Genomic DNA, 23,889 nt, shown 5'->3' with positions numbered 1-23,889 from the left:
ATGCAAAATGCTGACCTTAACAAAAATTCAAAAATCTCAGGAGGTATTTCACTATGACTTTTCAATTACCAGCACTTCCTTACGCTAACGACGCACTGGAACCACATATTGATGCGCAAACGATGGAAATTCACCACGATCGCCATCACAATACTTACGTAACGAACTTGAACGCAGCTCTGGAAAGCGCTCCTGAACTGCAAGGTAAAAGCTTGGAAGATCTGATTGCTAACCTTGACAGCGTACCTGAAGGTATCCGCACAGCCGTTCGCAACAATGGTGGTGGACATGCTAACCACAGCCTGTTCTGGGAAATCATCGGACCTAACGGCGGCGGCGCTCCTACTGGAGACATCGCAGCAGCAATCGATAGCGAACTGGGTGGCTTTGACAAATTCAAAGAAGATTTTGCAAAAGCAGCTACAACTCGTTTCGGTTCCGGTTGGGCTTGGCTCGTAGTTGGTAAAGATGGCAAATTGTCCATCACTAGCACACCTAACCAAGACAGCCCTCTCTTCGAAGGTCTGACTCCGGTTCTGGGTCTGGATGTATGGGAGCACGCTTACTACCTGAAATATCAAAACAAACGCCCTGACTACATCGGTGCTTTCTGGAATGTAATCAACTGGGACGAAGTAAACAAACGTTACGCTGCAGCGAAATAAGACTGCTGGCATAATAGAAGAGCCTGATTTGGTCAACACGACCGAATCAGGCTTTTTTTTATTTGCTTTTGCTTGCTGCACTGGGTTATGAGTAATCCTTCTACGGCTACGAGCTTTAAGTTAAGAATCCTTAGTCCTTAGAGCAAGTATCCTCATTCAAAGACGGTTAGTATGGAGTAGTTTCACTATTCATTAACATCGTCATATGCCCCTGCAAAATAACTGCTGATCAGCTTCAGGAATATATTCGGAAATGCCATTTTGTCCATATCTTCTGGACCAATCCAGCGATAGGTCAGGCCATCACCCTTACCTGTCAGTGTGCTCAGCGCCTGGTCACTAACGTCAGATGGTGCGAGCAGCTCTCCATCGTTAAGCGATGTTGAGATGTTCTGTGCATGAGGAGTGCCCGGCTCCGATGGCGATGTGGCTGACTCAGGTGACACAGCTGATGATGCGGCTGTGCCCTCCCTTGTTGCCGCCTGTGCGTCGTAGGCGGCTCTGGCTTCCGCGGCGATCAGCGGAAGCTCGTTACTCTGGTCCTGCTCGGTGCATTTGTATACCTGCAGGCTCCAGACAATGTGGCTGAACACATGCTCCGCATGGGTAGCCAGCCCTTCCGGGCGGGCAGCGAAGCCTTCCGCCCACAGACTGCCGGCCAGCAAAGCCATGGCCGGCTCATCTGCCAGCGGACCCGCCTTCTTGCCAGCTGTGGCGGGCGCCGCCAGCACATGCGGCAGCTCCCACATGCGGGCCAATAGGCCCGTCGCTGGGCGCTGGCGCACAAGCACACGGCCGCGATGAGCACCGCGGCCCTCCACAATGGCGACCAGCCGCTGCTCAGGGCGCGGCGGCTTCGCCTTGGTCTTGACCGGCAGCGTGAGCTCCCGTCCGGCGATGCGGCCGGAACATTGCTCCATGACCGGGCAAGTCAGGCAGTGCGGCGCTTTGGGCGTGCACACCAGTGCGCCAAGTTCCATCAGCGCCTGATTGAAATCACGCGCACGCCCTTCTGGAATGAGCTCTCCCGCGAGCTCTTCCATCAACACCCGGGTGCTGCCCTTCATAATGTCCTCATCAATGAGGAAGTATCGGGACAGGACCCGCATCACATTGCCATCCACCGCTGGCTGCGGCTGGTTGAAGGCAATGCTGAGAATGGCCCCGGCTGTATACGGGCCCACCCCTTTTAACGCAAAGACTGCCTGCTTGTCCTGTGGCATCTCCCCACCGTGCAGCTCCATGACTTGTCTGGCAGCTGCTTGAAGATTGCGGGCACGCGAATAATATCCGAGCCCCTCCCAATTTTTCAAGACCTCTTCTTCCGGTGCTTCAGCCAAAGCCTGTACAGTCGGAAAATTCCCAATAAAACGGTTGAAATACGGGATCACCGTATCCACCCGAGTCTGTTGCAGCATAATTTCCGATACCCACGTGAAATAAGGATTGTTGTGGCGACGCCACGGCAAATCCCGTCTGTTGACCATATACCAATCCAGCAAATTCACACTGAAATGTCGTTTCTGTTCCAATAAACCCATATTCCCGTCCTCTCCTGTTACCATGCTTACGTTCTTCACACGTTCTCCCACATTGTTACTGTTCAGATTCAGGCAACGTCTTCCCCATCTGCTCTACAATAGCAAAGGCCGCAGCCAGCTCCGTCTGGTGAGTAATACTCAAGTGAATATCATACTGCTTGCCGTATGGCAGTTGCAGTCGTTCCCACGCTTCATCAGACAGTGTGGCAACGGGACGTCCTTTCGCATCAGGCAGCACTTCAATGTCGGTAAAACTCATCATGCTTCCAATGCCGCAGCCAAATGCCTTGGACACAGCTTCCTTCGCTGCAAATCGACCAGATACAAACTCCACCATCCGTTTTCCCCGATGCTCCGCAATCTCCTGCTCTGCATGCGTTAAAATCCGCTTCATAAACGCTTCGGCGTGTTGACCTGACAACAGCCTGCGCATACGCCCAATCTCCAGTACGTCATTTCCAATGCCATATATCATTAACGCTTCACCCGCTTAACCTTTTATGCTGTAAACGATCTCCATTCGGTCATCTGATCCGTAACTTATCCGAACACGTATTCTATTGTAGCAGGAGGCGCGCATGGATGCGAGTACCTTCGTCCACATTACCATTTATGTTAAAATATGAATCGGGAATAGAAGAAACTTTAGGAGGAATAAGATATGTCCACAGCATTTGAACTGCCTGCAGGCGAAGATGCCGTCATTCGCGGAAATATATTCACTGCACGGCAACCCGCTCAAGGAATCATTATCCTAGCTCACGGTTACAAAGGCTTCAAAGACTGGGGCATGTTCCCCTACACTGCATCCCAGCTAAGCGAGAACTATCACGTCCTGACCTTCAATTTCTCTCACAACGGAGTTGGAGAAGATCTAGAGCAATTTTCTGAACTTGAAAAGTTTGCAGTCAATACGTACAGCCGGGAGCTTGCCGACTTGGCAACACTGCTTGATTATGTGTCCACACAGCCAGAACTCCACGGACTGCCGGTATTTCTACTTGGACATAGCCGCGGTGCAGGCGTAAGCCTCGTGTACGCGCTGGATCATCCCGAACAGATTGCAGGTGTACTCTCCTGGAACGGTGTAACCAACTTGGATCTCTTTACCCCTGAGCAAAAAGAAGAAATGCGCACACAGGGCCGCAGCCATGTCACGAACGGGCGAACTGGCCAGCAGATGCCTCTGGACGTGTCCATTCTGGAAGACTTGGACGTGCATAAGGAGCGTTACGCCATCATTGATCGTTTGGCTTCTTCCCCTCTGCGTGTGGCACTTATTCAGGGAACAGAGGACGGCACACGGCTGCGTGACGGCTCGGCCGCACTGGTTCAGGCTCGCCCGGATATCCCGTGGCACCAGATTCCCGGCGGTAATCATACTTTTAATACTGTGCATCCATTCAAGGAATCGACGAAGCAGCTTGAGCAGGCGATCGCCGAAACACTTCGCCAGATCGCAACTTGGATTAACTAATCTTGCATAACAAAAAGAGTCGCTGCCTTATGCAGTGACTCTTTGCTGTTCAGATACTTGCATTGCCCATATCATATCATGGCATGCTTGCAATCCATATTAGATGCCAGGAATGGCATTACGTTTGTGATGGGTACGTGTGTAGAATGCTTCAAGACGCTCCTGTGCAGCCGGATCAATCTGTTTGCCTTCCAGATAGTCACTGTTCGCTTCATACGAAATGCCCAGTTCATCTTCATCAGTCTGGCCTTCCCAGAGTCCCGCTGATGGAGCCTTGTCCAAAATGGCCTGTGGCACGTTTAAATACGCAGCCAGCTGACGCACTTGACGTTTGTTCAGGCTGCTCAGTGGTGTAATATCCACGGCGCCGTCACCCCACTTGGTGTAAAAGCCCGTGATGGCTTCAGAAGCATGGTCTGTTCCGACAACCAACAGGTTTTCCTCAAAGGACAGAGCATATTGCATCACCATACGGGTTCTTGCTTTCACATTCCCTTTGCCTTGATGAGTCATATGACGCGGGCTGCCCATGGATTTGAAACCTTGTTCCACTTCGAGTGCGATTTCGTTCACTGCATCTTCGATGTTGGTTTCCACAACGTGCTTCAGGTCGTAGGCTTTTGCTACAGCATAGCTATGGTCAATGTCCGATTGCTCACCGTAAGGCTGGAATACACCCAGCGTTTTGTATTCCTTATTCTCTTCAGCTGTAAGCTCGTCCGTTGTTTTTTTGCAAATTGCCGTAGCTACAGCGCTGTCAATCCCGCCACTGATTGCAATAAGCAACCCTTTGGAATTGGCATTTTTCACATAGGTTTTGAGAAAGTCAACGCGCTTGCGCACTTCCTCTTCTTCATTAATGCTTGGTTTAACCTTCAATTCAGCGATGATCTGTTGTTGCAAACTCATCGTTCACACACCCCGTTTCTAAATTAATGAAATTTGATGTCCATTTTGAAAGGTCCGAATGGTTAAATAACCCTATTCGCTCAAAATGAAACGCCCCGGCATCGGTCATCCGAAAGGCGGGGCGTTGCTTGAGCTAATTAACGGCAGTAACGGTCAAACACACTTGTGAGTTCAGCCGCAATTTCCTCCGCAGAACGATCTTCCACTTGATGACGCTCAATAAAGTGAACGAGTTCTCCGTCTTTCATCAGAGCGATGGAAGGTGAAGATGGAGGATATGGTGCAAAGTATTCACGTGCTTTTGCTGTAGCTTCTTTGTCCTGACCAGCAAATACTGTGTACAGGTGGTCTGGTGTAATATCATGTTGAAGTGCTTGGGATACACCTGGACGGCATTGACCTGCGGCACATCCGCAAACCGAGTTAATGACAACCAGAGCGGTTCCTTTGGCATCCGGCAAACTTGCTTCAACTTCTTCTGGAGTCCGCAACTCCTGAATTCCCAAACGAGTCAGATCATCCCGCATCGGTTGAACCATATCTTTCATGTATTGATCAAATGACATAGACATTCGGTTTCACTCCTTAAACATGTGAGTTCTATTATTTAAAAAATTAAATGCTTTTGTGCTATTCCTATTATACATCCCTAATCAATGAAAGCAAGGTTCAAACACCGCCTGCGGAAAGGCTTCTCCTTCAATATTATGTCTCATTCCTTGGCAAAACATGCTTAAAGTTCAGCGTTGAAATGCAACCTTGAAAGTTGTACCCTTCCCTTCCTCCGATTCGACGGTAATGGTTCCGTTATGCCGTTCAATAATACTCAGACACATGGATAATCCCAGTCCGGTTCCTTTGGCTTTGGTCGTAAAAAAAGGTTCGAACAGCTTCTCCTGCTTCACTCTAGGTATTCCTGGGCCTGTATCTCGCACACACAGCTCCACGGTGTCATCCACCAACCGGGTCTCAAGTGTAAGTACCCCTTTTTCATTCATGGCTTCCATCCCGTTACGAGCCAGATTAAGTACCACTTGTTTGATTTCCTTTGAATTTAGATGCAGCTTCGGCACATTGTGAGCCAGCATAAATTCAATACTCTGACCTCGCAAATTTGCATCCGCCCATAACAAAGGACTTAGTTCATGGATGATATCATGCAGCTGGGATTCTTCTTTCTCGGCAATTCGATTCTGAGCCAATGACAGAAAATCATTAATAATGCTATTCGCCCGATCAAGCTCTTCCAGAACGATCCGGTAATAGTGATCCAGGGACTCTGGACTCTTTTCCTGCATTAATTGAAGAAAACCACGCACAACCGCCATCGGATTCCGTACTTCATGGGTAATACTTGCGGCCATTTGGCCGACAAGACTGAGGCGATCCACATTATCGAGCTCGCTCCGCAGCATTTCAAGCTCAGTAATATCCTGAATGATCAACATGGCTCCGATAGCCTCTCTTGGCAGTTCTGCTGAATACGCGTAGATGGGAACCGTCCGGGATTGGAACACGTTTGAACCGTAACGCACTGTTAGCCCACTCACTTCTCCATGAACAATGGCTTTACGAATACTGCTCTCCATCTTGTCTGCCTGGGCTTGTTCGACAAACTGACTCGCTGGTTGCCCAATCAAATCTGGTGTGGTTGTGCAAGGCAGTTGATCCCGCGCCGTTTGCTCCATCGTATCATTGACGAACTGCACGGTCCCTTCCTTATCTACGGTTGCGATGGATAAAGGAACAGCATTCAGAATTTGGTTAAGCTTTTCCGTTTCGGCTATGTATCTATGATGAACTTCAGACAAATGTTGCTCAAGCCCCCGGTGATGTTGCATCTGTTCAATCCAGAGCATACTAAGACTTCCAGCAATAACTGCACCGATGGTATATCCCAGCGCTAGCAATACCCACTGTACTATTGAGAATGTTGGCTGGCTTTCCATCAATGGAATATACAGTACACTGGACACAACCAGCTCTGCCGTTATTAAGGCGATAACTGTTGCCATTTTGCGTGAACGTGTATAATGCTTGAATCGTTTGGCTGACAACCATACAATAGGATAGAGAAGGATGCCCGTTTGAAGTAGAAATCCGTACAGATTATAGGGATGCGCAAAGAGAAAATAGAAGAGTATCTGGAGAAGAGACAGCGTTAGACCAATGCGAGGCCTGCAATACAATATGACTAGCGTCAGGGGCACAATGCCCAAGGAGATGGGAACTGACACCGGACTCCCATAGTGGGCAAAAAGCAGACATAGCAACATGCTCACCACACTGGTCGCGGCAAAACTGGTCTGTACCATCCTATGATATCCTGCCTTGGCGACCGCTTGCTTGGAGAGCCCCAAGTGCAATAATGGAATCAGGAATACCGCAGCTCCTGCAAGCAGTATTTGTAAAAGAATGTCCTTCAACGCAACCACAATGCCATCTCCCTCCTCTGCCTGCACATTCCCTCATGTATTTCTGATTAAAACATAGGCGACAGTATATTACAATATATCCCTTAAGACTGCATAATAGAACTGCTAATACATTTGTATTGTTTCATAAACAGGCAGGAGTAGACAGGGTTTTCGGAAAACAGACAAAATCAATGAAAAAAGAGGGTAATAATGCATGTATGATGTCATTGTAATTGGCGGTGGATCTGCGGGCCTCATGGCCTGTGTTGCCGCTGCCGAGCATGGAGCCTCGGTGCTTCTGCTGGATAAAGGAGATCAACTCGGCCGTAAACTCGGGATCTCTGGCGGCGGTCGCTGCAATGTGACCAATGCCAAGGAGACGGATGAACTAATCCGGCATATTCCGGGCAATGGACGCTTTTTATATAGTTCATTTCAGAATCTGGACAATCAGGGAATTATGCGGTTTTTTGAAAATCTCGGTATTGCCCTGAAAGAGGAAGATAACGGGAGAATGTTCCCGGTAACCGATAAAGCCAAAACGGTCGTTGATGCGTTGGTTGGTAAAATTGTTTCCCTTGGGGTAGAGATTCGCACCAAACAGCCGGTTAAGGAATTAATTCAGAACGGTCAACACGTGCAGGGCGTGAAGCTAGCTTCTGGTACAACGATACTTGCACGCTCTGTTATTATCGCTACCGGGGGTAAATCAGTTCCTCAAACCGGATCAACCGGGGATGGCTACCCTTGGGCTGAAGGGGCTGGACATACGATTACAGAGCTGTATCCGACGGAAGTACCGATTGTATCTGGCGAGAGCTGGATTCAATCCAAAGAACTGCAAGGCTTGTCCTTGCGAGATGTCGGGTTATCTGTTCTAGATGCCAAAGGCAAATCGGTTATCTCCCATCGCGGAGATATGATCTTCACCCATTTCGGCGTATCAGGACCGATCGCGCTTCGTTGCAGCCAGTTCATTCGCAAGGTGCAAATGAAATCTGGGAACCCTCAGGTCACGATGAGTATTGATCTGTTCCCCGATCTGTCCCCCGGTGCTCTGGAAGCCCAGGTTCAGCAGGTGCTGGAGCAGGAATCCCGAAAGGCCGTCAAAAACATACTCAAAACATGGGTTCCTGAGCGCATGATTCCATTGATGATGAAGCGTGCAGAGATCAGCGAAGACCTCACATTTCACCATTTCCCCAAAGGCATGTTAAGTGCATTAGTGGGGTTAATGAAAGATTTCACCTTCCGCGTAGACGGAACTCGTTCTCTCAAAGAAGCCTTTGTGACTGGTGGGGGAATCCACTTAAAGGAAATATACCCCAAAACAATGGAATCCAAGCTGCTGCCGGGACTATTCTTTTGCGGTGAAGTTTTGGATATTCACGGCTACACGGGAGGCTATAATATTACCGCTGCCTTCTCTACGGGGTACACGGCTGGCATGCATGCTGCAGAGTATAAAAACGCTCGCTCATGACTTGAACATAGGATGTTGATGGACAGAGTTAGGGGCCACATCACGTAAGTTTATTAAGAGCATGAAAAAACCTCGACATCCCGCTATCGGCGGGGTATCGAGGTTTTTTTTAGATGTATGCAATCCAGAATCACTGTCACCAACAAGGCAAGCAGCATCGTTGCCCCTGTTGTATTTACGCCTTCACACTGCCCGAGAAACCATCCACTGAATCATCGAATGTCGGATCTTCATCCCGGTTAGAGATCTCCTGTTCGGAATTGCCCCCCTGGGTTCCGCTCGCATAACCTTCATTCCAATCTTCATTCACGAGATGAGCCGGAATGGATATATTCTGAAACTGATCCAATCCATCTGTTTCGGAGAGAAACACCGCACTTCCTCCGTGTGACTGTACGATTTCCACAGCAGATAGCGTATCCTGTCGATCTGTAGGAATGTACAATTCAAGCGGCCCTGACTGGTATGGCTTATACCCAAGTTCCTCCAAAGTTGCATGCGCCGCGAGCAACGCTGCATTGTCTGCAAAATGTACCTGAAGTTCACTATCATCCAACATGATTTTTTCCTCCTTGCGAGAGCCGATCTCTTACTTTCAAAATCGTAAGACCCGTCTCCTATAGCATGGTCAGTTACTTCATCTGATATGCTACTGAACAAGGAAGAATATCAACTAAGCGGATCGGATGTAACGAATCCAGCCTGTTATAGATAGGACGAACAGCCCAAATGCCACGACAGCCGCAGCCGTAACGATACCTTCCAGCCAGCCCAGCCAGGCTGCCCCCAGTGAAAATCCCATTAGAATCCCTAGCGGAACGAACAACATCCGTACCATGGTCACACCTGCACGATTTAACGCCTCGGAATCATAGGATACAAGCTGAACGTACTCCGAGGTTGCAAAGACCTCCCAAGAGCGATAAAAAAGTACGCTCAACATGATGACCAACAAGCCACACACGATTACATTGACCGGGAAAGGTGGTAAAGCAACGGCAGCAATCGAAAGGCCGCCAAGCTGCAAGTACAATTTCATGGTTGAGGAGTTACGAAAAAATGCTTTGAATGCCGTCTCAGCTGTCCGATTAGAGATCGTTCGATGACGCAGCAACTTACGCTGCTTGCGGAATATGATCGTCCGGGTGCGTGGTGCTTTCGGTTTGGTTACAGATCGACTCAGTAAAAGGGCTGTGAACTTTAGCCTTTCTCGTAAATCTTCACGCACATCGCCCTCAAAGGTTCCCTTCATTTCCAGCCTCAATCGGCCAACCAAAATCAGAAGAAGGATTGCGGCCACAATACCTGCAAGCAGTATCCAGATGTGTCCATGCATCCAGGATGTTACTCCAATCGTGATAATGCCCATGGCAACTGCTAAAGGGATCATGCGAATCCAGCGTCTCCATCCGGTATAACGTACTTTCGTCATATGAAGTACAATGACCTGGAATGAAGCTACTGCGCCAAACCAAATCGCTATTAGTGCGATATGGATAAATGACATGTCATACACACGGGACCATAGTGGTGAAGTCAACGCCGTAATTGCAATCATTTTACCCAAATGCTGCAAGCAAGCCCGGTAGATCCCTTGTTTCATCAATGTACGCATCCACAGCGACCGCGACTTCAGGAATAACACATCCGCTTCCTCTACAAATATAAGAATTCCACCTGTAAGCATAATGACGTCGATCAGTCCTGTCAGTGTAGGCAGCGTTAATCCGGTCGCCCATGAGGGCAGTGGTTTGGACCATAAACTCACGTACCATCCGCTGAAATACAGCAGACCCGGAATAAGCAGGTATACCCATACCGTCCAATCTACTACCAGTTTCAGGTTTTTTAACTGTTCATTGAAGTGCTCCTTGCGTCTGCGTCTATATAAACCAAGTGGCGTGTATGCTCGAGAGGTCTCCATCTTCCTCCCCCCTTCCCGGTTAGGATGTCAGTGTGTCAAAACAATCAAACAACGAGGCATCCGGCAAATCTGCGGCTGCACGGATTTCGTCCAATGTTCCTTCGGCAGCAGAGCGCCCGGAATGAATAAGAATAAAACGATCACAGATTCGCTCAGCGGTATCCAGTACATGCGTTGACATAAGGACACCCGCACCACGGCGGCGCTCATCGTCCAGCAATTTCAGAAAATCCTTGGTTGCGCGTGGGTCCAGCCCGATGAAAGGCTCGTCCACAATATATACATCCGGCGAGGACAGGAAGCCGATCATCAGCATCATTTTCTGCCGCATCCCCTTGGAGAAACTGGCCGGAAGATCATTGCGAACGTGGTCCATGCCGAAACGAACCAACATCTCCTCCGCCCTGGCAACAAAGACCTCTTCCTCCATCTCATAGGCAGCCGCTGCCAGATCGAGATGTTCCCACAGGGTCATATATTCGTAAAACACAGGTTGTTCCGGGATATAGGCATAACGTCCATCTCCCCCAATGGTTACTTCATACTTTGCATGCTCAAGTAAGCCAAGCAATGTTTTGATGGTCGTGCTTTTGCCAGCCCCATTCGGTCCGATAATACCCACCAGTTCCCCCGGCGCCACGTGTAATCGGATGTTCCTGATCGTGGATTGACCCGCCTCATATCCTGCTTCCGTAATATGTACGTCCAATATGGACTCCTGTGCGGCTGTATCTTCGTTTTCAATTTCCATATCATTCACTCCCTGTCCTGTCAGGTGCTTGTTCGGTTCTTTATTGATATTGTAATCGAGTTCGTGAGGAATTGTTTGATCATTTTAAGCTTTTGTTCTTAAGTTGGATCATACTGTGAAAATACCTGAAAATGTGAGACCTGAAGTACTGGAAGCTTTTTTTGATGTTTTTGAAGAGGATGAATAACACAGCACAAGCTGGAGTGAAGAACTATTCTTTGTTGGACTCTGCTGTAAATAGCCCCCAACAAACTTTGTTTGGAGAAGATGCCTATCCTTCTATATTTGAAAAAACTAGTGCTTTATTAGAGTCTTTAGTTAAAAATCACTGCTTTCAAAATGGGAACAAAAGGACAGCTTATCTCGTGACCAAATCGTTTTTGATGTTGAATGGTTACCATCTCCAAATGGAACGTCAATTTGCAGTAGAGTTCGTGGTCAATATTGCAGAGGGAAGCACTCATTTGAAAGCATCGCAACTATATTAAAGGACCATTCAGTCGTGCGGTAACATAATTTTATAATAAACAAAAGAAGCAGGGGTTCCGGAACCCCTGCTTCTTTATATTACAGTGAAAATCTCATATTTGCATACTCGTTTCACTCACCTGTAATCATGTAGTTTGCTGTAAGACTCCCGTCCATATCGTTCTTTTTTCGCCTACGAATCGCTACATAAATCACGCCAAGCAACGTCAGCAAAATGCCTGAACTGATAAAAGCCGGAATAACTCCGAATGAGGTCACCAGAAATCCACCTACCACCGGACCCATGATGTTACTGGCCGTCATGATGCTGCCAACCGTTCCAAACACACGCCCCGTCATGGATTCAGGCGTTTGCTCCTGAAGTAGAATTTGGAACGGAACAATGGCAAACCCAACCCCCACACCTGCCAAGGCAAATAACGATATCAGCAGTAAATTAGCGCCAAGACCAGCATGCGGCCATACTCCTACGATCATGCCTACTCCACCAATGACAAGACCCATCAATGATGTTCCAAGACCCATCTTGATTACATGCCCCGCCTTCTTCCACTTCTGAACACTCATCGCTGCAATTAACGTCCCAACACCGCTAGCCGCGACACACCATCCGAGCAGATCACTTGAAATACCAGGAAGCTGCCTAAACAGGACTACCGTCTGGGAATCCGCAAATTGCAGAAACAGAAGGGCTGAGGCAAGCAGGACTAAAGAGGTACCCACATGAGGAAGAGATGCGAGCATGCGGATGCCTTCCATTGTATCTTTCATAAACGTAGCTTTTTTACCTGCTGGAGCAACACCTGCTGTCTCTTCCCTTACTTGTTCTAAGTTCTGATTCACAGATTGGATCACTCGCGCTCCAGGAATCCATAGCAAAATAATGCCTGAGATCAGAAAGGACGCGGAATCCAACACGAAACACCAGGTGATCCCAAAAGCGGCAACCAACAGCCCGCCAAGAGCCGGACCGATAATTTTGGACATCTGTTCAATCACCGAGCTGATGGACACCGCCTGCCCCAATTGCTCCTGCGGCACAATCTCCTTAAGCTTGCCGTTCTTGGCCGGTGAGAACACCACATCGAATAAAGACTTGAGAATAAGCAATACATACACATGCCAGATTTGATCCGCAAAAATGAGCCCTCCAACGATCACAATTCGCGCACCGTCTGCGCCGATCATCAGCCACTTGCGATTGACCCGGTCCGCCAGTGCCCCTGCAAATGGACCTGTAAGTAAGACAGGCAATGCTGCACAGAGCGTGGTGAACGTAATCTCCCATGGCGTGGCATTCCAGCGAATGCCCACCAGCGTAAGGATCGCAAGCAGGTGCAGCCAGTCTCCCAGATTGGAGATAGCCTGCGCAGCCATCAAAGTGATAAAAGATCGATTGTGCTTCAGGGGTCTTCGTTCCTGCATCGTTAATCCATTTGCCATCATTCTCCTCCTCCGCCCTCAACCCATTCATGATATGAATTTATTATAGAGAGCAGGCTGAGCTCCCACCTCCTGCCAGAGACGGAGAGGACGCGGCGCCTTCAGGATGATTTTCTCAGTACTTATTTTCAAATCTCATGAATGCTGACAATACGAAAAATGATTAAATTTTAATTGCTAAAAATGCAAATCTTGTGACATATCGCATGTTTTTCGTGCAAACAGATGCTTACAATAGAAATATGGCGAACCTTTGAATCGTCAAATGTAAATTCATCAACTCCAATAAATCTGAAAAGGCGGGATCAGTATGCTGGAATTACAGGAAATCGGAACCGAACGTTCTCTTCATCTGTACCGCACCTTGGCCCAGACATTTAAGAGCGTGAATGAACACGCTGTATCCGGAAGCAAAGTGCATGGCTTCAACCCCACCGCTTACGGGGTGCTCGAAGTGTTATATATGAAAGGAGCACAGCCTATTCAACAAGTCGGTGCACAGCTTCTGCTGCAGAGCGGGAATGTCACTTATGTCATTGACAAGCTGGAGCAAAAGGGACTTTTACATCGAAAACACTGTCCGCAGGACAGACGCATCATTTTCGTAGAATTGACCGAAGAAGGCCAGCGTACGATGGATGAGATCTATCCAGGCTACGCACACAAAATAGATCGTGCTGTCAGCGGTCTGAGCGAAGATGATAAGACATTGCTTTCTGAGCTGTTGGAAAGGCTTGCACTCGGTGCGGATCGTTTATCCGCAAACGGTTAAGGCCAGCCCCGTATCACCTGATCCAAACTAAAAATAACCGGTTCGCCTTAATAGGCGGTACCGGTTATTCGAATTTGTTTATTAATCAAATCAAAGGTACAGAATCCACATCAACACCGTGAGGACAGCGACAACCAATCCACCTGCAATCAGCAAATCGACAATGTAACTGGACAGACCTGAGCGGCTGTGACCCTCAATCTCTCTCTGAGTCTCTTCGTACTTTCTTTTGGCTTCATCTTCCTTGGACGAATTCAGATTATTGGGAAACATCACCCTCACCCCTACTCCAAATGAGATATCTATATTATCCTGTGCTGGTCTGCTGCTTCTGCTTACGAATTTTTTTCAAGATCCATCCCAGACCTGATTGCCACAGTAAAAAAACAAACGTTGTTGTTACTACGTATTGATAAGGGCCAGCATACTGAAAGGCATGCATTCTGTACACAAAGATGGAGAACAACAGCGCACTACCTACACCAAGAAGAAAATAAGCTACGATTGTACTTATTACCTTGGATATAGATCTGTTCATTTTCAGGGAAGCAAGCACACTGTCCGCAATTAACGATAAAGGCAGGGTCAGAAACAGAAGAAGAGCCAAGTTGATAAGAATGCTTATGATCAATGTATACCAGAAGGGATAGTAATATGTATGTTCCGCTCGTTCTGCCAAGGGAACATATTTCATGAGTCCGACAACAATTGAGAGCGAAATGCAAGTCATAATGACTGCCAGAAGCTTGATTGAAAAGGATATTAACCAGAATGATTGCAGCGATTGCTTACTCATCTTAACTCGCCTCCCATTCCATTATTGTAAATTATAGATAATCCCTTCTAGAAAATAATAAACAAAAAAGCAGCCAAGAAACAGCTGCCCTAATCCAATGAATTTTCTTTTCACTTCGTTTACTTCGCTGAAGCTTGTGCTTGCGGCGGAGTATCTGCATCTTCGGGAACGATTAGCCGTTTGCGCAAGGCCAGTGTCGTCACCCATGAGATAATGGCAATGACAAACATGATGACAAACAAGGAATGCAGACTTCCTTCCAACACGTTACGCAGTAGCGCCCATTTGTCATCCGATAGAGCGGCATCCGTATGCGGAGCAAGCAGTTGATTCAGGTCCCCATCCGAAATCCCCGCCTCTGCCAGATGCTGTTCGCTCGACAACGTTGAAATTCGGTAATTTAACCATGTGCCGAAGGCTGCTGCACCAATGGTTTGTCCAAGCGTACGCATAAAGGTATGTAAGGCCGTGGAAGATCCACGTTCTTTATACCCAACCGACGACTGTGAAATGATCGTGAATATTGTAAAAGCAAATCCGAAGCCGAGTCCGTAAATAAAGGTCAAAATAAACAGTACGGCTTGGGGTGATGTTCCACCGACCAAGAAGAGTCCACCCGATCCAATGGCAATCCCGGTTAATCCAATCACCGCTGTTAAGCGTGATCCAATTTTCATTAGCAGACGGCCAGCAAGTACACTACCAATCAGCCAGCCAACAGACATCGGTGCAAGCAGCAATCCTGATTCAGTCGCGTTACCGCCCCGAACCCCCTGCACCCATAGTGGCAAATAACTGGTTAGGCCAATCATCAGGGTACTGGTCAGTAGTCCGGCGATATTCGCCACCCGGATGTCCCGAATACGGAATAGATGAAGAGGTACCATTGGGGCCTGGGCTCTTTTTTCCACCACAAAAAATAAAATCATAAACAAAACAGCTACGATACTCAGTCCCACAATAATAGGAGAACTCCAGGCATAATACTGTCCACCCGCGGACAATACAAAGAGCAATGCTGTAATACCAACGGTAAAGGTCAACGCACCCATATAGTCAATTTTCGCGGTACGCGGAGACATTTCTTCCTTCAAATAACGGAACACAAACCACATCGCCAGCAGTCCGAACGGCAAATTAAATCCAAAGATCCACTGCCAGCCCAGATTGTCTACGAAATACCCGCCAAGCAGCGGTCCGGCCAGAGATGAAATGCCCCACACGGAGCTGATCCAGCCCTGTATTTTGCCCCGTTCTTCAAGGCGGTAGATGTCACCAATAATCGTAAACGTAACAGGCACAACCGCACCTGCGCCAATCCCTTGAATCGCACGAAAAATAATCAGTTGCTCCATGTTCTGCGAAAGGCAGCACAGAAGCGAGCCTAGTAAGAATAAGGCACAGCCAATCAGGAATACTGGCTTTCGTCCGTATAGATCACTGATTTTGCCAAAAATCGGCGTGCTCACAGCCATCGTCAACAGATAAGCAGTGAAAATCCAGCTCAACAGCTGCACACTTCCCAGCTCACTGACAATGGTTGGCCCTGCCGGACCAATGACTGTACCTTCAATTGCAGACAAAAAAGTCGCCAGCAGCAATCCCGCCAGGATGAAACTGCGGTTCAAACCTCCGGTTGTATTCACACAAACCCTTCTCTCTTCAAGTCGTTCTAATCTCTATTTATCTCTCTTACGCAAAAACTCATCGTACAACAGGGAATACATCACCATATCCTTATATCCGGTAGACGTATGCTGCACCTGACGCAGCAGGCCTTCCCTCGTGAAACCGCGGTTCGTCAAAAACTCTCCCGAAGCCACATTGCGCGGATCAACCAGCGCTTCAATCCGATTGAGACCCATCGTTTCATACCCAAACGGTAACACAACCGAAAATGCTTCCGTCATATAACCGTGACGCCAGTAGTCGCGCCCCAGTTCATAACCGATCTCCCCACGGAATGCGCCTTCAAGTTGCCAAGTGTTATATCCGCAACTTCCGATGAGCTGGCCCGTCTCCTTGAGCTCAATACCCCAGCGAATCGCCTCCTCTTCTCCTGCCATATGGTTCAACAGCCCAATCATATCCGCAGCCTCACTTGTCCCGATCATGGGCGCCAAATTCATATAACGGGTCACTTCCCGGTCTGACCAGCAAGCGAACATCTGGGCAGCATCTCGGCGGCGCATTTTGCGCAGACGCAACCGCCCTGTCTCTAATTCGGGAATTCTCCCTTTGCATTTGTACATGAAAAGACTCTCCGATCCGATCTATCTCACAGACCTCATATTCAATAGCCATCTAACCATAACCTGCACCGAATGGCAACTGTTCAGTCATCATGATCACGTCAAAAAACCGGGCCACTTCCGCTCCCGGTCTTGTTGTACGTATGGATCAACTCAAGTTTGCATCCTATTTCGGGATACCTTATCCAAATTTAATTTCAGGCTGTAGACGTCTTCTTGCCCGTCCCCAGCAATTCCTCACTAACCCGGCCGAACACGGCTATGATTTCCTTAAACTCCTCAATGCCAGTCCCGGTAAGGCTCCATTGATCTCCATGGGCGGTCAGGAAGTTTTCCTGTGTCAGATGCTCAAGTTCCTGCTTGATCTCCCGTTCTCCAACGCGATACCCCCGTTCTTCCAATAGAGGCAATGCGTCGCTAACAGTTAAATCCTGATTTTGAGCTAAATATAGAAGATGAATTCGTACAAAAAGATTCTGTACCTCTGCATGCATAAGCCAAGCTCCTTCCCGGGTTGTAGCCCGCCGTGGTTGCTAAGTATTTACCCCACCCAGGAAGATGAGAAACAGGAGGAATATTCATGCCTGACCTGCCCTTTCCGAAATCCTCCGCTTGACTAACCGCAGGCTCTGCACTATCTTGAAAATAAGTACCATTTTTGCTCGGGAGGGTGATTCATCATGTTTCAAGCTGTTTCTTATGAAGGAACACGAAGCGAGCAGCAAACCGCCGTCCTGGGACAGTTAAGTGCTCTGATCCGCGATGAACCTAGCGCTATTGCCAATCTGGCAAACGCTGCGGCGTTGCTCAATGTATTTATGACCGACACCAATTGGGTCGGATTCTATCTGTATGATGGAAAAGAACTTGTACTCGGTCCATTCCAGGGACTGCCTGCCTGCATCCGTATTCCACTTGGACGCGGTGTATGCGGCACTTCTGCTGCGGAACGGCGTACAATGGTCGTTGAAGATGTTCATGCCTTTCCAGGCCATATCGCCTGTGATGCCGCATCGAACAGTGAAATCGTTGTACCCATTATCAAAAACGGCGAATTGTACGGGGTGCTCGACATCGACAGCCCGATCAAAAACCGTTTTGACGATGAAGACCGCGTCTTCCTGGAAAAGGCGGTAAGCCTAATTACAGAGCAGCTGGAATTATCCTAACTGCCTGAAATACCATCTTAAGCCGATGGAGGGTTTATCGACCTTACGATGATATGCAATAACAAAGAGCGCACTCCTCCTAGAGGATCTGCGCTCTTTGTTATGATTATTTTTCTTCACACCCATGTTCTGCTCGCCCAAGATACTTTATGCATCTAGGATAAATCCTGTTCCGCTTTAATCATCATCCCATCTCGCAAAAACTCGGCCAGCTGGGGGTGGTAGCCATCATACATCTGACGAAAATTTTTGTGCTCGACGTACAGATTGGCCAAATCCCGGTAAATCTCTGCTGTTGGGGTGTAATAATCCTTGATCCAATCCAGGTGTCTTCCAATAATCTGCTGTACTTCCGAGCTGCCGGGTTCTAACCCATCCTCAATAGCGCCCTGCAAGTCCAAGTGAATCCGGTCAATCTTCGCCTGTGAATCGAGAAAATCTTCCTTCGACTTCATCTCCTGCCCATCAGGCATTGTGGATTGCTCCGGTGAATTGGCGTTGTACTTCTGACTGTCCTCTGTCTGCATCCGTTCAGAATAGTCATTCTTTGACGCTTGGTCAGAGGTCGGTTCATTTAGAAGCTGGTGACGCCCCTTGTTGGAAAACCCGGCGTACAGTTCGTACTCATCCAGTTCCTGCTCTCCACGTAAGTAGGAGATGGTTTTATCCAGTGTTTGAATCATTCCGTGCAGATGAAGTGCCTTCTCCAGCATCTCGAGCCGATGCTGCTGCATAATACGGATCATGTCACGGGGAGTATCCCTGAGCATGGGGCCGATCTCCTCCTCCTCCATGCCTACTTCTTTACAGAACAGAATCTGCTGTAGTCTCAGCAGCTCCGGCTTCTCATAGTAGATATCCTCGTCTTGACCAACGAAGGCTGGATTCAGCAGACCTGTCTCCGCATACTGTCCCAATTCACTCAGACTTACACCGGACATCCCGGATACATCAACCATGGAATATGCCATTTGAATACACCTCCTGTCTGGCCTGTAACTCCTAGGTTCAGGCTTGTTCATACTGCATTTTATTTAAATTTAAGTGAGATATTATAAAACTTCCAACCATTCTGTACCCCAGTAATCCGTTCATTTCTCTGGATGGATACACAATGCTTCGGTGATATGAACGGCATCTAATTGGTACATTTGCGGTATGATAAGTATTTATACCCTTCTCATCAGATGTGAACCCGGGGTTAATAAAGAAAGGCTATGTATTTTTTTACGGTAAGGGCTGAATGTAGAAAAGAAAAAAATCCCGCACCCCTAACTCGGGTACAGGATCATCTTGTTCTATTTTATCTCGAATCCCGCTCGTCCTAGGAGTGGATATTTAATTCTTGTTAAACATGACAAACTTCAATTCCGTCATTTCCTCTACAGCATATTTAACACCTTCACGTCCCATCCCGCTCTGCTTCACACCACCATAAGGCATATGATCCACACGGAAAGTGGGAATATCGTTAATCATCACGCCGCCTGCTTCGATGTGGTCCGCTGCATGCAATGCAGTATGAATATCATTGGTAAACACACCCGCCTGAAGCCCGTAGATGGAATCATTCACTTGCTCGATGCCTTCTTCAACCGAATCCACTGTATTAATGACAACGATCGGGGCAAAGACCTCCTGACAAGACACCTTGGCATCCCGCGGAACGTTAACAAGCACGGTTGGACGCAATACGCCGCCCTCGGCTTCGCCGCCTGTTGCCACCTCAGCACCTGCCTGCTTCGCTTCATCAATCCAATCCAGCGTACGCTGTACATCTTTGGATGTGATTAGCGCAGACACAACGGTATCCGGATTCAACGGGTCTCCAACTACGACTTTTTGGGCTGCTTCAGCAAAACGACGAATGAACTCATCCGCGATAGCGCTGTGCACATAAATCCGCTGCAGCGAGATACATACCTGACCTTGGTAAGTAAAAGCTCCGGTCACACATCTCGGTACCACCTTGTCCAAATTGGCATCCGCGTCAATAATGACAGCTGCATTTGACCCTAGCTCCAATGTGACGCGTTTCAGTCCGGCTTTGCTGCGAATGCTGGTGCCTACAGCCGGGCTGCCTGTAAACGTAATATGGGCCACGTCAGGATGCTCTACAAGTACATCACCAATCGTTTTACCGTCACCGCTCACTACATTCAATGCGCCATCCGGTAATCCCGCTTCCTGAAGCAAATTGGCAATATAATACGAGGACAGCGGTGTCTGCTCCGCAGGTTTCAACACAATCGTATTGCCTGCTGCCAGTGCCGGTCCTACTTTGTGAGCCACCAGGTTCATCGGAAAATTAAACGGCGTAATGGCTCCAATAACACCCAAAGGCTGCCGCATCGTGTAGCCTACGCGTCCTTCACCGCCTTTGGCTGCGTCCATGGGAACCGTCTCTCCGGTGAGCCGCTTGGCTTCTTCTGCGGCGAAACGATACGTTTCCACCGTACGGTCAACCTCGGCGAGTGCCGCAGTAATCGGCTTTGCTGCCTCCAGCGCAATGATCCGTGCTGCTTCTTCCTTCCGTTCTTCCAGCAGGGTGGACAGCTTGTAAAGGATGTCTGCACGCTGATGGGCAGGCATTCTGCGCATCTCTTTGCCCGCCTGAACTGCGGCGGCAATCGCCGCTTCCACTTCCTCAGCTGTCGCCGAGGATACGTCTGCCAGTGTTTCTTTCGAGTATGGTGCCTGAAGTGCTATATAGTCTACTGATTCGGTGGGCTTGCCCCCGATGAACAGATGTTGTTTTTTCATAGTTGTATCCTCCATTCATGTTTAACGCAGCGTTTTCCCATACCTATTTATACACCACTTTAGCATCATCAACACAAGAAAGTCATACCACTATTTCACAGTCATTACGGGACATGCTGCATGTTTCAAAACTCCGTGGCTGACACTGCCCACGACGATCTCAGCGAGCATGCTTTTCCCCGCCGTCCCCATCACAATGAGATCACAGTCTCTATCCTTCGCTACACGGCAGATCTCATTCACGGTATCACCAGCTATCAGCAACGTTTCATAATGAACAGAACGAGCGGCTAACAATTCATTAACAGGTTGTATAATATGCTGTCCTTCTTCTGCGATCCGTGCTTCCAGATCCACACCCAGTGCGGGCTCATTTAGCGAGATCGAAGGATTAACATGTACGATCATCAAGGAAGCCGGTTGTTTCAAACTTTCTGCCAGATCAACAGCTTGCTCCAAAGCCTTGTGTGCATGATCCGACCCATCGACAGCAACCAATATTCGTTTCAGCATTTTACATTCCTCCTGTTCATTAATGCGTAATGGCAGCATCGATATCGCGCAGATGTCTGCGGCGTACCAGAAGCACAACGACCCCGATCAGAACCATCAATGCGCCAAAATAAAACGGTGTCTCCGGCAGGAACCACTCGGACAATTTACCTGCAAGCCAAGGTGCCAGCGCACCTCCAAGGAACCGGACAAAGCTGTATGCAGCCGATGCCACAGAACGTTCCACAGGTGCAGCTTCCATAACTGCTGTTGTAATCAATGTGTTGTTGATCCCGAGGAAAATCCCGGCAACGATAACGGCCACAATAACTGTTGTGGATGATCCCATTACCGTACCCACCGCCATTACCAGCAGATCAATGGCGAACAGGGTCAGCATAACGCTCATGGAAGGAACGGATCCGAATCGACGTTGCAGTCTTGGTGCGACAAAGACAGACGTGATCGCCAGCATCAGACCCCAACCGAAGAATACATAACCAAGTCCGTGTTCATCCAGATTCATGACATAAGGTGAATAAGCCATCAAGGTAAAGAAACCAAAGTTATACAGGAAGGCTGTGATCGCCAATGTTTTCAGTGAAGGATAACCCAGTGCTTTGAACGGATCGGACAAGGAACTACGCGTTTTCGGTTTGGCCATCTTAGGCAGCATAAACGTAATACTGATAAAAGCAATCGCCATCAGAACAGCTACACCATAGAACGGGCCACGCCATGAGATGGAACCCAGTTCACCACCGAGCAATGGACCAACGGCAATCCCCAGACCAAGCGCTGCTTCGTATAAAATAATCGCTTTGGCTGTCCCCGAAGTGGACAGTCCTACAATAGCGGATAATGCAGTTGCGATGAACAGGGCATTCCCTAGTCCCCAACCACCACGGTAACCGACGAGCGCACCTACAGTGTCAGAGGTTCCTCCGAGGAAAGAGAAAACAATGATCAGCAAAATCCCGCTGAGCAGTGTCCACTTCACACCAATCCGGCTGGATACAACACCTGTAATCAGCATGGCTACCCCGGTAACCGCGTTATAACTTGTAAACAATAAAGATACTTGGCTTTTGGAGGCATGCAGCTGATCGGCAATCGCAGGCAGAATCGGGTCAACCAATCCCAGACCCATAAAGGAGATAATACAGGCGAAGGCTACTGCCCATACTGCTCTGGGCTGGGATAACAGACCTCCACGGGATGACGGCAATTCGTCAGGTAATGAGGGTTCTCTTTTCATACGTAATTCCTCCTGGTTCATGATTTATGTTGTGAAATAAATTGTGAAAAACAATGAAATGCTCATTTTTTTTCAGAAATATAGGAAAGAAAACGGCACAAATGACACCGGATCTCCCGGTGCTTATCGTGAAATACTAATTATGTCTCATTCTCGTGCCCTTCTAATCGTCGAATGCCGTTCTGAACCCGTTCACGTAATTCCTCAAGTTCCTCCTGAACGGCGTGAATACTCTGAAGTTTCTGCTCGATCAGTTCCAGCTGGTCATCCAACGTCGTTTCCATCTTGGTGAGCTTCTCGATCCGTTCTCTCACCTCAGTGGTCTGTTGGTAGTCAAAACGCTGTTCGTTCAGCGCATCCGCCGTTGCCACATAGGTATGTAGCTCCTGAAGCGAGAAACCAAGCACTTCCTTCGCCCGAACCACCTTTTTGAGATAATCGATATCTTCCCGGGTGTATAATCGTGTGCCACCGTCCGTCCGCTGAGGTGAAGGCATAACACCGATCTCTTCGTAATACCGAATGGTACGCTTGGTCAAACCACATTCCTTGGCTACGTCATCGATTTTATATAAACTCATTTCCTTCACCTCACTTTAATATGTCTATAATGTTATGTACATAATTATATATGTTATTAACGTTAACGTCAACGTTAGATTTTGGACTTGAATATGTAGTATGTCTCAAACAAGAATAAATTATTGCAGCGGTAATTTTTACAATATGTTGTTAAAAGCAGTTCTCTGTTATCCTTCGCCTCTATAAGATGCAAAAAAGATCCGCTCGCGCGGATCTTCGTTCAGGTGCGATTTCATATTATGTCTTTAAGCGCCTTGCTCCTTCTGTTCCTGTTGCTGGACACGCTGCATTTGCTTCAAACGGCCTTCGACTCTGGTAAACAGCCTGAATGTATAGAATCCTATAGCCACAAGACTTAGAACCAAAGCTCGTACATCCGTAAGCCAAAAACCGATTATGCCGAATACCGTAATAATCACACCAAACTGCATCATCAGATTGGCGCTATAACGTTGCGCTTCTTCCCATAACTCAGGATGACTCATTGCTCGCGGAGTACGATAACCATATACGCCATTAATCCTTTTCGGCGGCTTTTTGTACACCATTAATCCCAGAATGAAATAGCACACTCCGCAAATAATCCCAACTACTGCTCCTGCCACAATGTTCTCCCCTAACTCCATTAAAAATACACCACAGATATTAAAACAAAAAAAACGGCTCTACGTATATACGAAGAGCCGTCCGGATCGTTTCGTAAAAC

At 48.0% G+C, this 23,889-nt stretch carries 26 protein-coding genes; 6 read left to right on the top strand and 20 right to left on the bottom strand.

Going from position 1 to position 23,889, the window contains the following annotated elements:
• Window positions 1–53 precede the first annotated feature (53 nt).
• Window positions 54–665: a superoxide dismutase gene (locus BLV50_RS23755; RefSeq protein WP_024632995.1), complete on the top strand. Its 612-nt coding sequence runs from the start codon at window positions 54–56 to the stop codon at window positions 663–665.
• A gap of 185 nt (window positions 666–850) precedes the next feature.
• Here BLV50_RS23755 and mutY read toward each other — a convergent pair whose 3' ends face one another.
• Together mutY and acpS are read right to left on the bottom strand one after the other, a co-directional pair.
• On the bottom strand, window positions 851–2,206 hold the full coding sequence (gene mutY / locus BLV50_RS23750; protein ID WP_090810332.1) for an A/G-specific adenine glycosylase: 1,356 nt from the start codon (window positions 2,204–2,206) through the stop codon (window positions 851–853).
• A gap of 55 nt (window positions 2,207–2,261) precedes the next feature.
• Window positions 2,262–2,681 carry a holo-ACP synthase gene (acpS, locus tag BLV50_RS23745; protein WP_090810330.1) on the bottom strand — a complete coding sequence of 140 codons (420 nt, stop codon included), beginning with the start codon at window positions 2,679–2,681 and terminating at the stop codon, window positions 2,262–2,264.
• 186 nt (window positions 2,682–2,867) lie between these two features.
• On the opposite strand from acpS, the gene BLV50_RS23740 reads away from it, so the two are divergent.
• Window positions 2,868–3,683 (top strand): alpha/beta hydrolase, encoded by an 816-nt coding sequence (locus tag BLV50_RS23740; RefSeq protein ID WP_064642409.1) that lies wholly within the window; start codon window positions 2,868–2,870, stop codon window positions 3,681–3,683.
• A gap of 99 nt (window positions 3,684–3,782) precedes the next feature.
• Here the strand turns inward: BLV50_RS23740 and nadE are convergent, their stop codons facing one another.
• The 3 genes from nadE to BLV50_RS23725 all read right to left on the bottom strand — a co-directional run bounded on the left by nadE (window position 3,783) and on the right by BLV50_RS23725 (window position 7,054).
• Entirely contained in the window at window positions 3,783–4,592 is an 810-nt protein-coding gene (gene nadE, locus BLV50_RS23735; RefSeq protein WP_090810328.1) for an ammonia-dependent NAD(+) synthetase, read from the bottom strand.
• 137 nt (window positions 4,593–4,729) lie between these two features.
• Window positions 4,730–5,164, bottom strand: a complete 435-nt coding sequence (locus BLV50_RS23730; protein ID WP_053779648.1) for a BrxA/BrxB family bacilliredoxin — start codon at window positions 5,162–5,164, stop codon at window positions 4,730–4,732.
• A gap of 168 nt (window positions 5,165–5,332) precedes the next feature.
• Window positions 5,333–7,054 carry a two-component system sensor histidine kinase NtrB gene (locus BLV50_RS23725; RefSeq protein ID WP_083584801.1) on the bottom strand — a complete coding sequence of 574 codons (1,722 nt, stop codon included), beginning with the start codon at window positions 7,052–7,054 and terminating at the stop codon, window positions 5,333–5,335.
• 169 nt (window positions 7,055–7,223) lie between these two features.
• On the opposite strand from BLV50_RS23725, the gene BLV50_RS23720 reads away from it, so the two are divergent.
• Window positions 7,224–8,492: a BaiN/RdsA family NAD(P)/FAD-dependent oxidoreductase gene (locus tag BLV50_RS23720; RefSeq protein WP_072734857.1), complete on the top strand. Its 1,269-nt coding sequence runs from the start codon at window positions 7,224–7,226 to the stop codon at window positions 8,490–8,492.
• Between the two features lie 175 nt (window positions 8,493–8,667).
• On the opposite strand, the gene BLV50_RS23715 is transcribed toward BLV50_RS23720, so the two are convergent.
• From BLV50_RS23715 to BLV50_RS23705, 3 genes are all read right to left on the bottom strand, one after another.
• Complete coding sequence (locus BLV50_RS23715; protein ID WP_072734858.1) at window positions 8,668–9,051, bottom strand: hypothetical protein; 384 nt, start codon at window positions 9,049–9,051, stop codon at window positions 8,668–8,670.
• A 114-nt stretch (window positions 9,052–9,165) separates the two neighbouring features.
• Window positions 9,166–10,416: an ABC transporter permease gene (locus BLV50_RS23710; protein WP_072734859.1), complete on the bottom strand. Its 1,251-nt coding sequence runs from the start codon at window positions 10,414–10,416 to the stop codon at window positions 9,166–9,168.
• Between the two features lie 19 nt (window positions 10,417–10,435).
• Window positions 10,436–11,167 carry an ABC transporter ATP-binding protein gene (locus BLV50_RS23705; RefSeq protein ID WP_063567817.1) on the bottom strand — a complete coding sequence of 244 codons (732 nt, stop codon included), beginning with the start codon at window positions 11,165–11,167 and terminating at the stop codon, window positions 10,436–10,438.
• Window positions 11,168–11,346: 179 nt separating this feature from the next.
• Between BLV50_RS23705 and BLV50_RS23695 the strand changes: the two genes are divergently transcribed.
• On the top strand, window positions 11,347–11,655 hold the full coding sequence (locus BLV50_RS23695) for a type II toxin-antitoxin system death-on-curing family toxin (RefSeq protein ID WP_240321571.1): 309 nt from the start codon (window positions 11,347–11,349) through the stop codon (window positions 11,653–11,655).
• Between the two features lie 112 nt (window positions 11,656–11,767).
• On the opposite strand, the gene BLV50_RS23690 is transcribed toward BLV50_RS23695, so the two are convergent.
• A complete protein-coding gene (locus tag BLV50_RS23690; RefSeq protein WP_063567816.1) occupies window positions 11,768–13,099 on the bottom strand; it encodes an MFS transporter in 1,332 nt (443 codons plus the stop codon).
• 310 nt (window positions 13,100–13,409) lie between these two features.
• Between BLV50_RS23690 and BLV50_RS23685 the strand changes: the two genes are divergently transcribed.
• A complete protein-coding gene (locus BLV50_RS23685; protein ID WP_024632985.1) occupies window positions 13,410–13,871 on the top strand; it encodes a MarR family winged helix-turn-helix transcriptional regulator in 462 nt (153 codons plus the stop codon).
• A gap of 90 nt (window positions 13,872–13,961) precedes the next feature.
• Here the strand turns inward: BLV50_RS23685 and BLV50_RS23680 are convergent, their stop codons facing one another.
• The 5 genes from BLV50_RS23680 to BLV50_RS23660 all read right to left on the bottom strand — a co-directional run bounded on the left by BLV50_RS23680 (window position 13,962) and on the right by BLV50_RS23660 (window position 17,413).
• Window positions 13,962–14,144: a hypothetical protein gene (locus BLV50_RS23680; protein WP_063567815.1), complete on the bottom strand. Its 183-nt coding sequence runs from the start codon at window positions 14,142–14,144 to the stop codon at window positions 13,962–13,964.
• A gap of 34 nt (window positions 14,145–14,178) precedes the next feature.
• Window positions 14,179–14,667, bottom strand: a complete 489-nt coding sequence (locus tag BLV50_RS23675) for a hypothetical protein (protein ID WP_063567814.1) — start codon at window positions 14,665–14,667, stop codon at window positions 14,179–14,181.
• Between the two features lie 119 nt (window positions 14,668–14,786).
• Window positions 14,787–16,295, bottom strand: a complete 1,509-nt coding sequence (locus BLV50_RS23670) for an MDR family MFS transporter (RefSeq protein WP_079695914.1) — start codon at window positions 16,293–16,295, stop codon at window positions 14,787–14,789.
• A gap of 51 nt (window positions 16,296–16,346) precedes the next feature.
• Window positions 16,347–16,919 carry a GNAT family N-acetyltransferase gene (locus BLV50_RS23665; RefSeq protein ID WP_090810326.1) on the bottom strand — a complete coding sequence of 191 codons (573 nt, stop codon included), beginning with the start codon at window positions 16,917–16,919 and terminating at the stop codon, window positions 16,347–16,349.
• Window positions 16,920–17,116: 197 nt separating this feature from the next.
• On the bottom strand, window positions 17,117–17,413 hold the full coding sequence (locus BLV50_RS23660; RefSeq protein ID WP_063567811.1) for a hypothetical protein: 297 nt from the start codon (window positions 17,411–17,413) through the stop codon (window positions 17,117–17,119).
• Window positions 17,414–17,599: 186 nt separating this feature from the next.
• Between BLV50_RS23660 and BLV50_RS23655 the strand changes: the two genes are divergently transcribed.
• On the top strand, window positions 17,600–18,088 hold the full coding sequence (locus tag BLV50_RS23655; RefSeq protein WP_063567810.1) for a GAF domain-containing protein: 489 nt from the start codon (window positions 17,600–17,602) through the stop codon (window positions 18,086–18,088).
• A gap of 155 nt (window positions 18,089–18,243) precedes the next feature.
• On the opposite strand, the gene BLV50_RS23650 is transcribed toward BLV50_RS23655, so the two are convergent.
• From BLV50_RS23650 to BLV50_RS23625, 6 genes are all read right to left on the bottom strand, one after another.
• A complete protein-coding gene (locus BLV50_RS23650; RefSeq protein ID WP_177031244.1) occupies window positions 18,244–19,059 on the bottom strand; it encodes a MerR family transcriptional regulator in 816 nt (271 codons plus the stop codon).
• 367 nt (window positions 19,060–19,426) lie between these two features.
• Window positions 19,427–20,851, bottom strand: coding sequence for an aldehyde dehydrogenase family protein (locus BLV50_RS23645; RefSeq protein WP_090810322.1), 1,425 nt, complete (start codon window positions 20,849–20,851; stop codon window positions 19,427–19,429).
• A gap of 90 nt (window positions 20,852–20,941) precedes the next feature.
• Window positions 20,942–21,364, bottom strand: a complete 423-nt coding sequence (locus tag BLV50_RS23640) for a universal stress protein (RefSeq protein ID WP_090810320.1) — start codon at window positions 21,362–21,364, stop codon at window positions 20,942–20,944.
• A gap of 19 nt (window positions 21,365–21,383) precedes the next feature.
• Window positions 21,384–22,601 (bottom strand): MFS transporter, encoded by a 1,218-nt coding sequence (locus BLV50_RS23635; protein ID WP_072734865.1) that lies wholly within the window; start codon window positions 22,599–22,601, stop codon window positions 21,384–21,386.
• A gap of 140 nt (window positions 22,602–22,741) precedes the next feature.
• The gene (locus BLV50_RS23630) at window positions 22,742–23,182 is read right to left on the bottom strand and encodes a helix-turn-helix domain-containing protein (RefSeq protein WP_090810318.1); all 441 of its coding nucleotides are present in this window, start codon (window positions 23,180–23,182) and stop codon (window positions 22,742–22,744) included.
• A 246-nt stretch (window positions 23,183–23,428) separates the two neighbouring features.
• Window positions 23,429–23,788 carry an SdpI family protein gene (locus BLV50_RS23625; protein ID WP_161490650.1) on the bottom strand — a complete coding sequence of 120 codons (360 nt, stop codon included), beginning with the start codon at window positions 23,786–23,788 and terminating at the stop codon, window positions 23,429–23,431.
• Between the last annotated feature and the right edge of the window lie 101 nt (window positions 23,789–23,889).

Source organism: Paenibacillus sp. 276b, from assembly GCF_900107875.1.
In the GTDB taxonomy this organism is placed as follows: domain Bacteria; phylum Bacillota; class Bacilli; order Paenibacillales; family Paenibacillaceae; genus Paenibacillus; species Paenibacillus marchantiae.
Note: the sequence above shows the minus strand (reverse complement) of the source record. Positions and strands in the feature narration are given on the sequence as shown.

Bases quoted from the DNA above. Each gene is read 5' to 3' on its own strand.
- BLV50_RS23740 (WP_064642409.1), top strand. From the start codon at position 2,868: ATGTCCACAGCATTTGAACTGCCTGCAGGCGAAGATGCCGTCATTCGC.
- mutY (WP_090810332.1), bottom strand. From the start codon at position 2,206: ATGGGTTTATTGGAACAGAAACGACATTTCAGTGTGAATTTGCTGGAT.
- acpS (WP_090810330.1), bottom strand. From the start codon at position 2,681: ATGATATATGGCATTGGAAATGACGTACTGGAGATTGGGCGTATGCGC.
- BLV50_RS23645 (WP_090810322.1), bottom strand. From the start codon at position 20,851: ATGAAAAAACAACATCTGTTCATCGGGGGCAAGCCCACCGAATCAGTA.
- BLV50_RS23680 (WP_063567815.1), bottom strand. From the start codon at position 14,144: ATGTTTCCCAATAATCTGAATTCGTCCAAGGAAGATGAAGCCAAAAGA.
- BLV50_RS23640 (WP_090810320.1), bottom strand. From the start codon at position 21,364: ATGCTGAAACGAATATTGGTTGCTGTCGATGGGTCGGATCATGCACAC.
- BLV50_RS23635 (WP_072734865.1), bottom strand. From the start codon at position 22,601: ATGAAAAGAGAACCCTCATTACCTGACGAATTGCCGTCATCCCGTGGA.
- BLV50_RS23655 (WP_063567810.1), top strand. From the start codon at position 17,600: ATGTTTCAAGCTGTTTCTTATGAAGGAACACGAAGCGAGCAGCAAACC.
- BLV50_RS23720 (WP_072734857.1), top strand. From the start codon at position 7,224: ATGTATGATGTCATTGTAATTGGCGGTGGATCTGCGGGCCTCATGGCC.
- BLV50_RS23665 (WP_090810326.1), bottom strand. From the start codon at position 16,919: ATGTACAAATGCAAAGGGAGAATTCCCGAATTAGAGACAGGGCGGTTG.
- BLV50_RS23690 (WP_063567816.1), bottom strand. From the start codon at position 13,099: ATGGCAAATGGATTAACGATGCAGGAACGAAGACCCCTGAAGCACAAT.
- BLV50_RS23695 (WP_240321571.1), top strand. From the start codon at position 11,347: ATGAATAACACAGCACAAGCTGGAGTGAAGAACTATTCTTTGTTGGAC.
- BLV50_RS23710 (WP_072734859.1), bottom strand. From the start codon at position 10,416: ATGGAGACCTCTCGAGCATACACGCCACTTGGTTTATATAGACGCAGA.
- nadE (WP_090810328.1), bottom strand. From the start codon at position 4,592: ATGAGTTTGCAACAACAGATCATCGCTGAATTGAAGGTTAAACCAAGC.
- BLV50_RS23755 (WP_024632995.1), top strand. From the start codon at position 54: ATGACTTTTCAATTACCAGCACTTCCTTACGCTAACGACGCACTGGAA.
- BLV50_RS23730 (WP_053779648.1), bottom strand. From the start codon at position 5,164: ATGTCTATGTCATTTGATCAATACATGAAAGATATGGTTCAACCGATG.
- BLV50_RS23715 (WP_072734858.1), bottom strand. From the start codon at position 9,051: ATGTTGGATGATAGTGAACTTCAGGTACATTTTGCAGACAATGCAGCG.
- BLV50_RS23675 (WP_063567814.1), bottom strand. From the start codon at position 14,667: ATGAGTAAGCAATCGCTGCAATCATTCTGGTTAATATCCTTTTCAATC.
- BLV50_RS23660 (WP_063567811.1), bottom strand. From the start codon at position 17,413: ATGCATGCAGAGGTACAGAATCTTTTTGTACGAATTCATCTTCTATAT.
- BLV50_RS23650 (WP_177031244.1), bottom strand. From the start codon at position 19,059: ATGGCATATTCCATGGTTGATGTATCCGGGATGTCCGGTGTAAGTCTG.
- BLV50_RS23705 (WP_063567817.1), bottom strand. From the start codon at position 11,167: ATGGAAATTGAAAACGAAGATACAGCCGCACAGGAGTCCATATTGGAC.
- BLV50_RS23630 (WP_090810318.1), bottom strand. From the start codon at position 23,182: ATGAGTTTATATAAAATCGATGACGTAGCCAAGGAATGTGGTTTGACC.
- BLV50_RS23685 (WP_024632985.1), top strand. From the start codon at position 13,410: ATGCTGGAATTACAGGAAATCGGAACCGAACGTTCTCTTCATCTGTAC.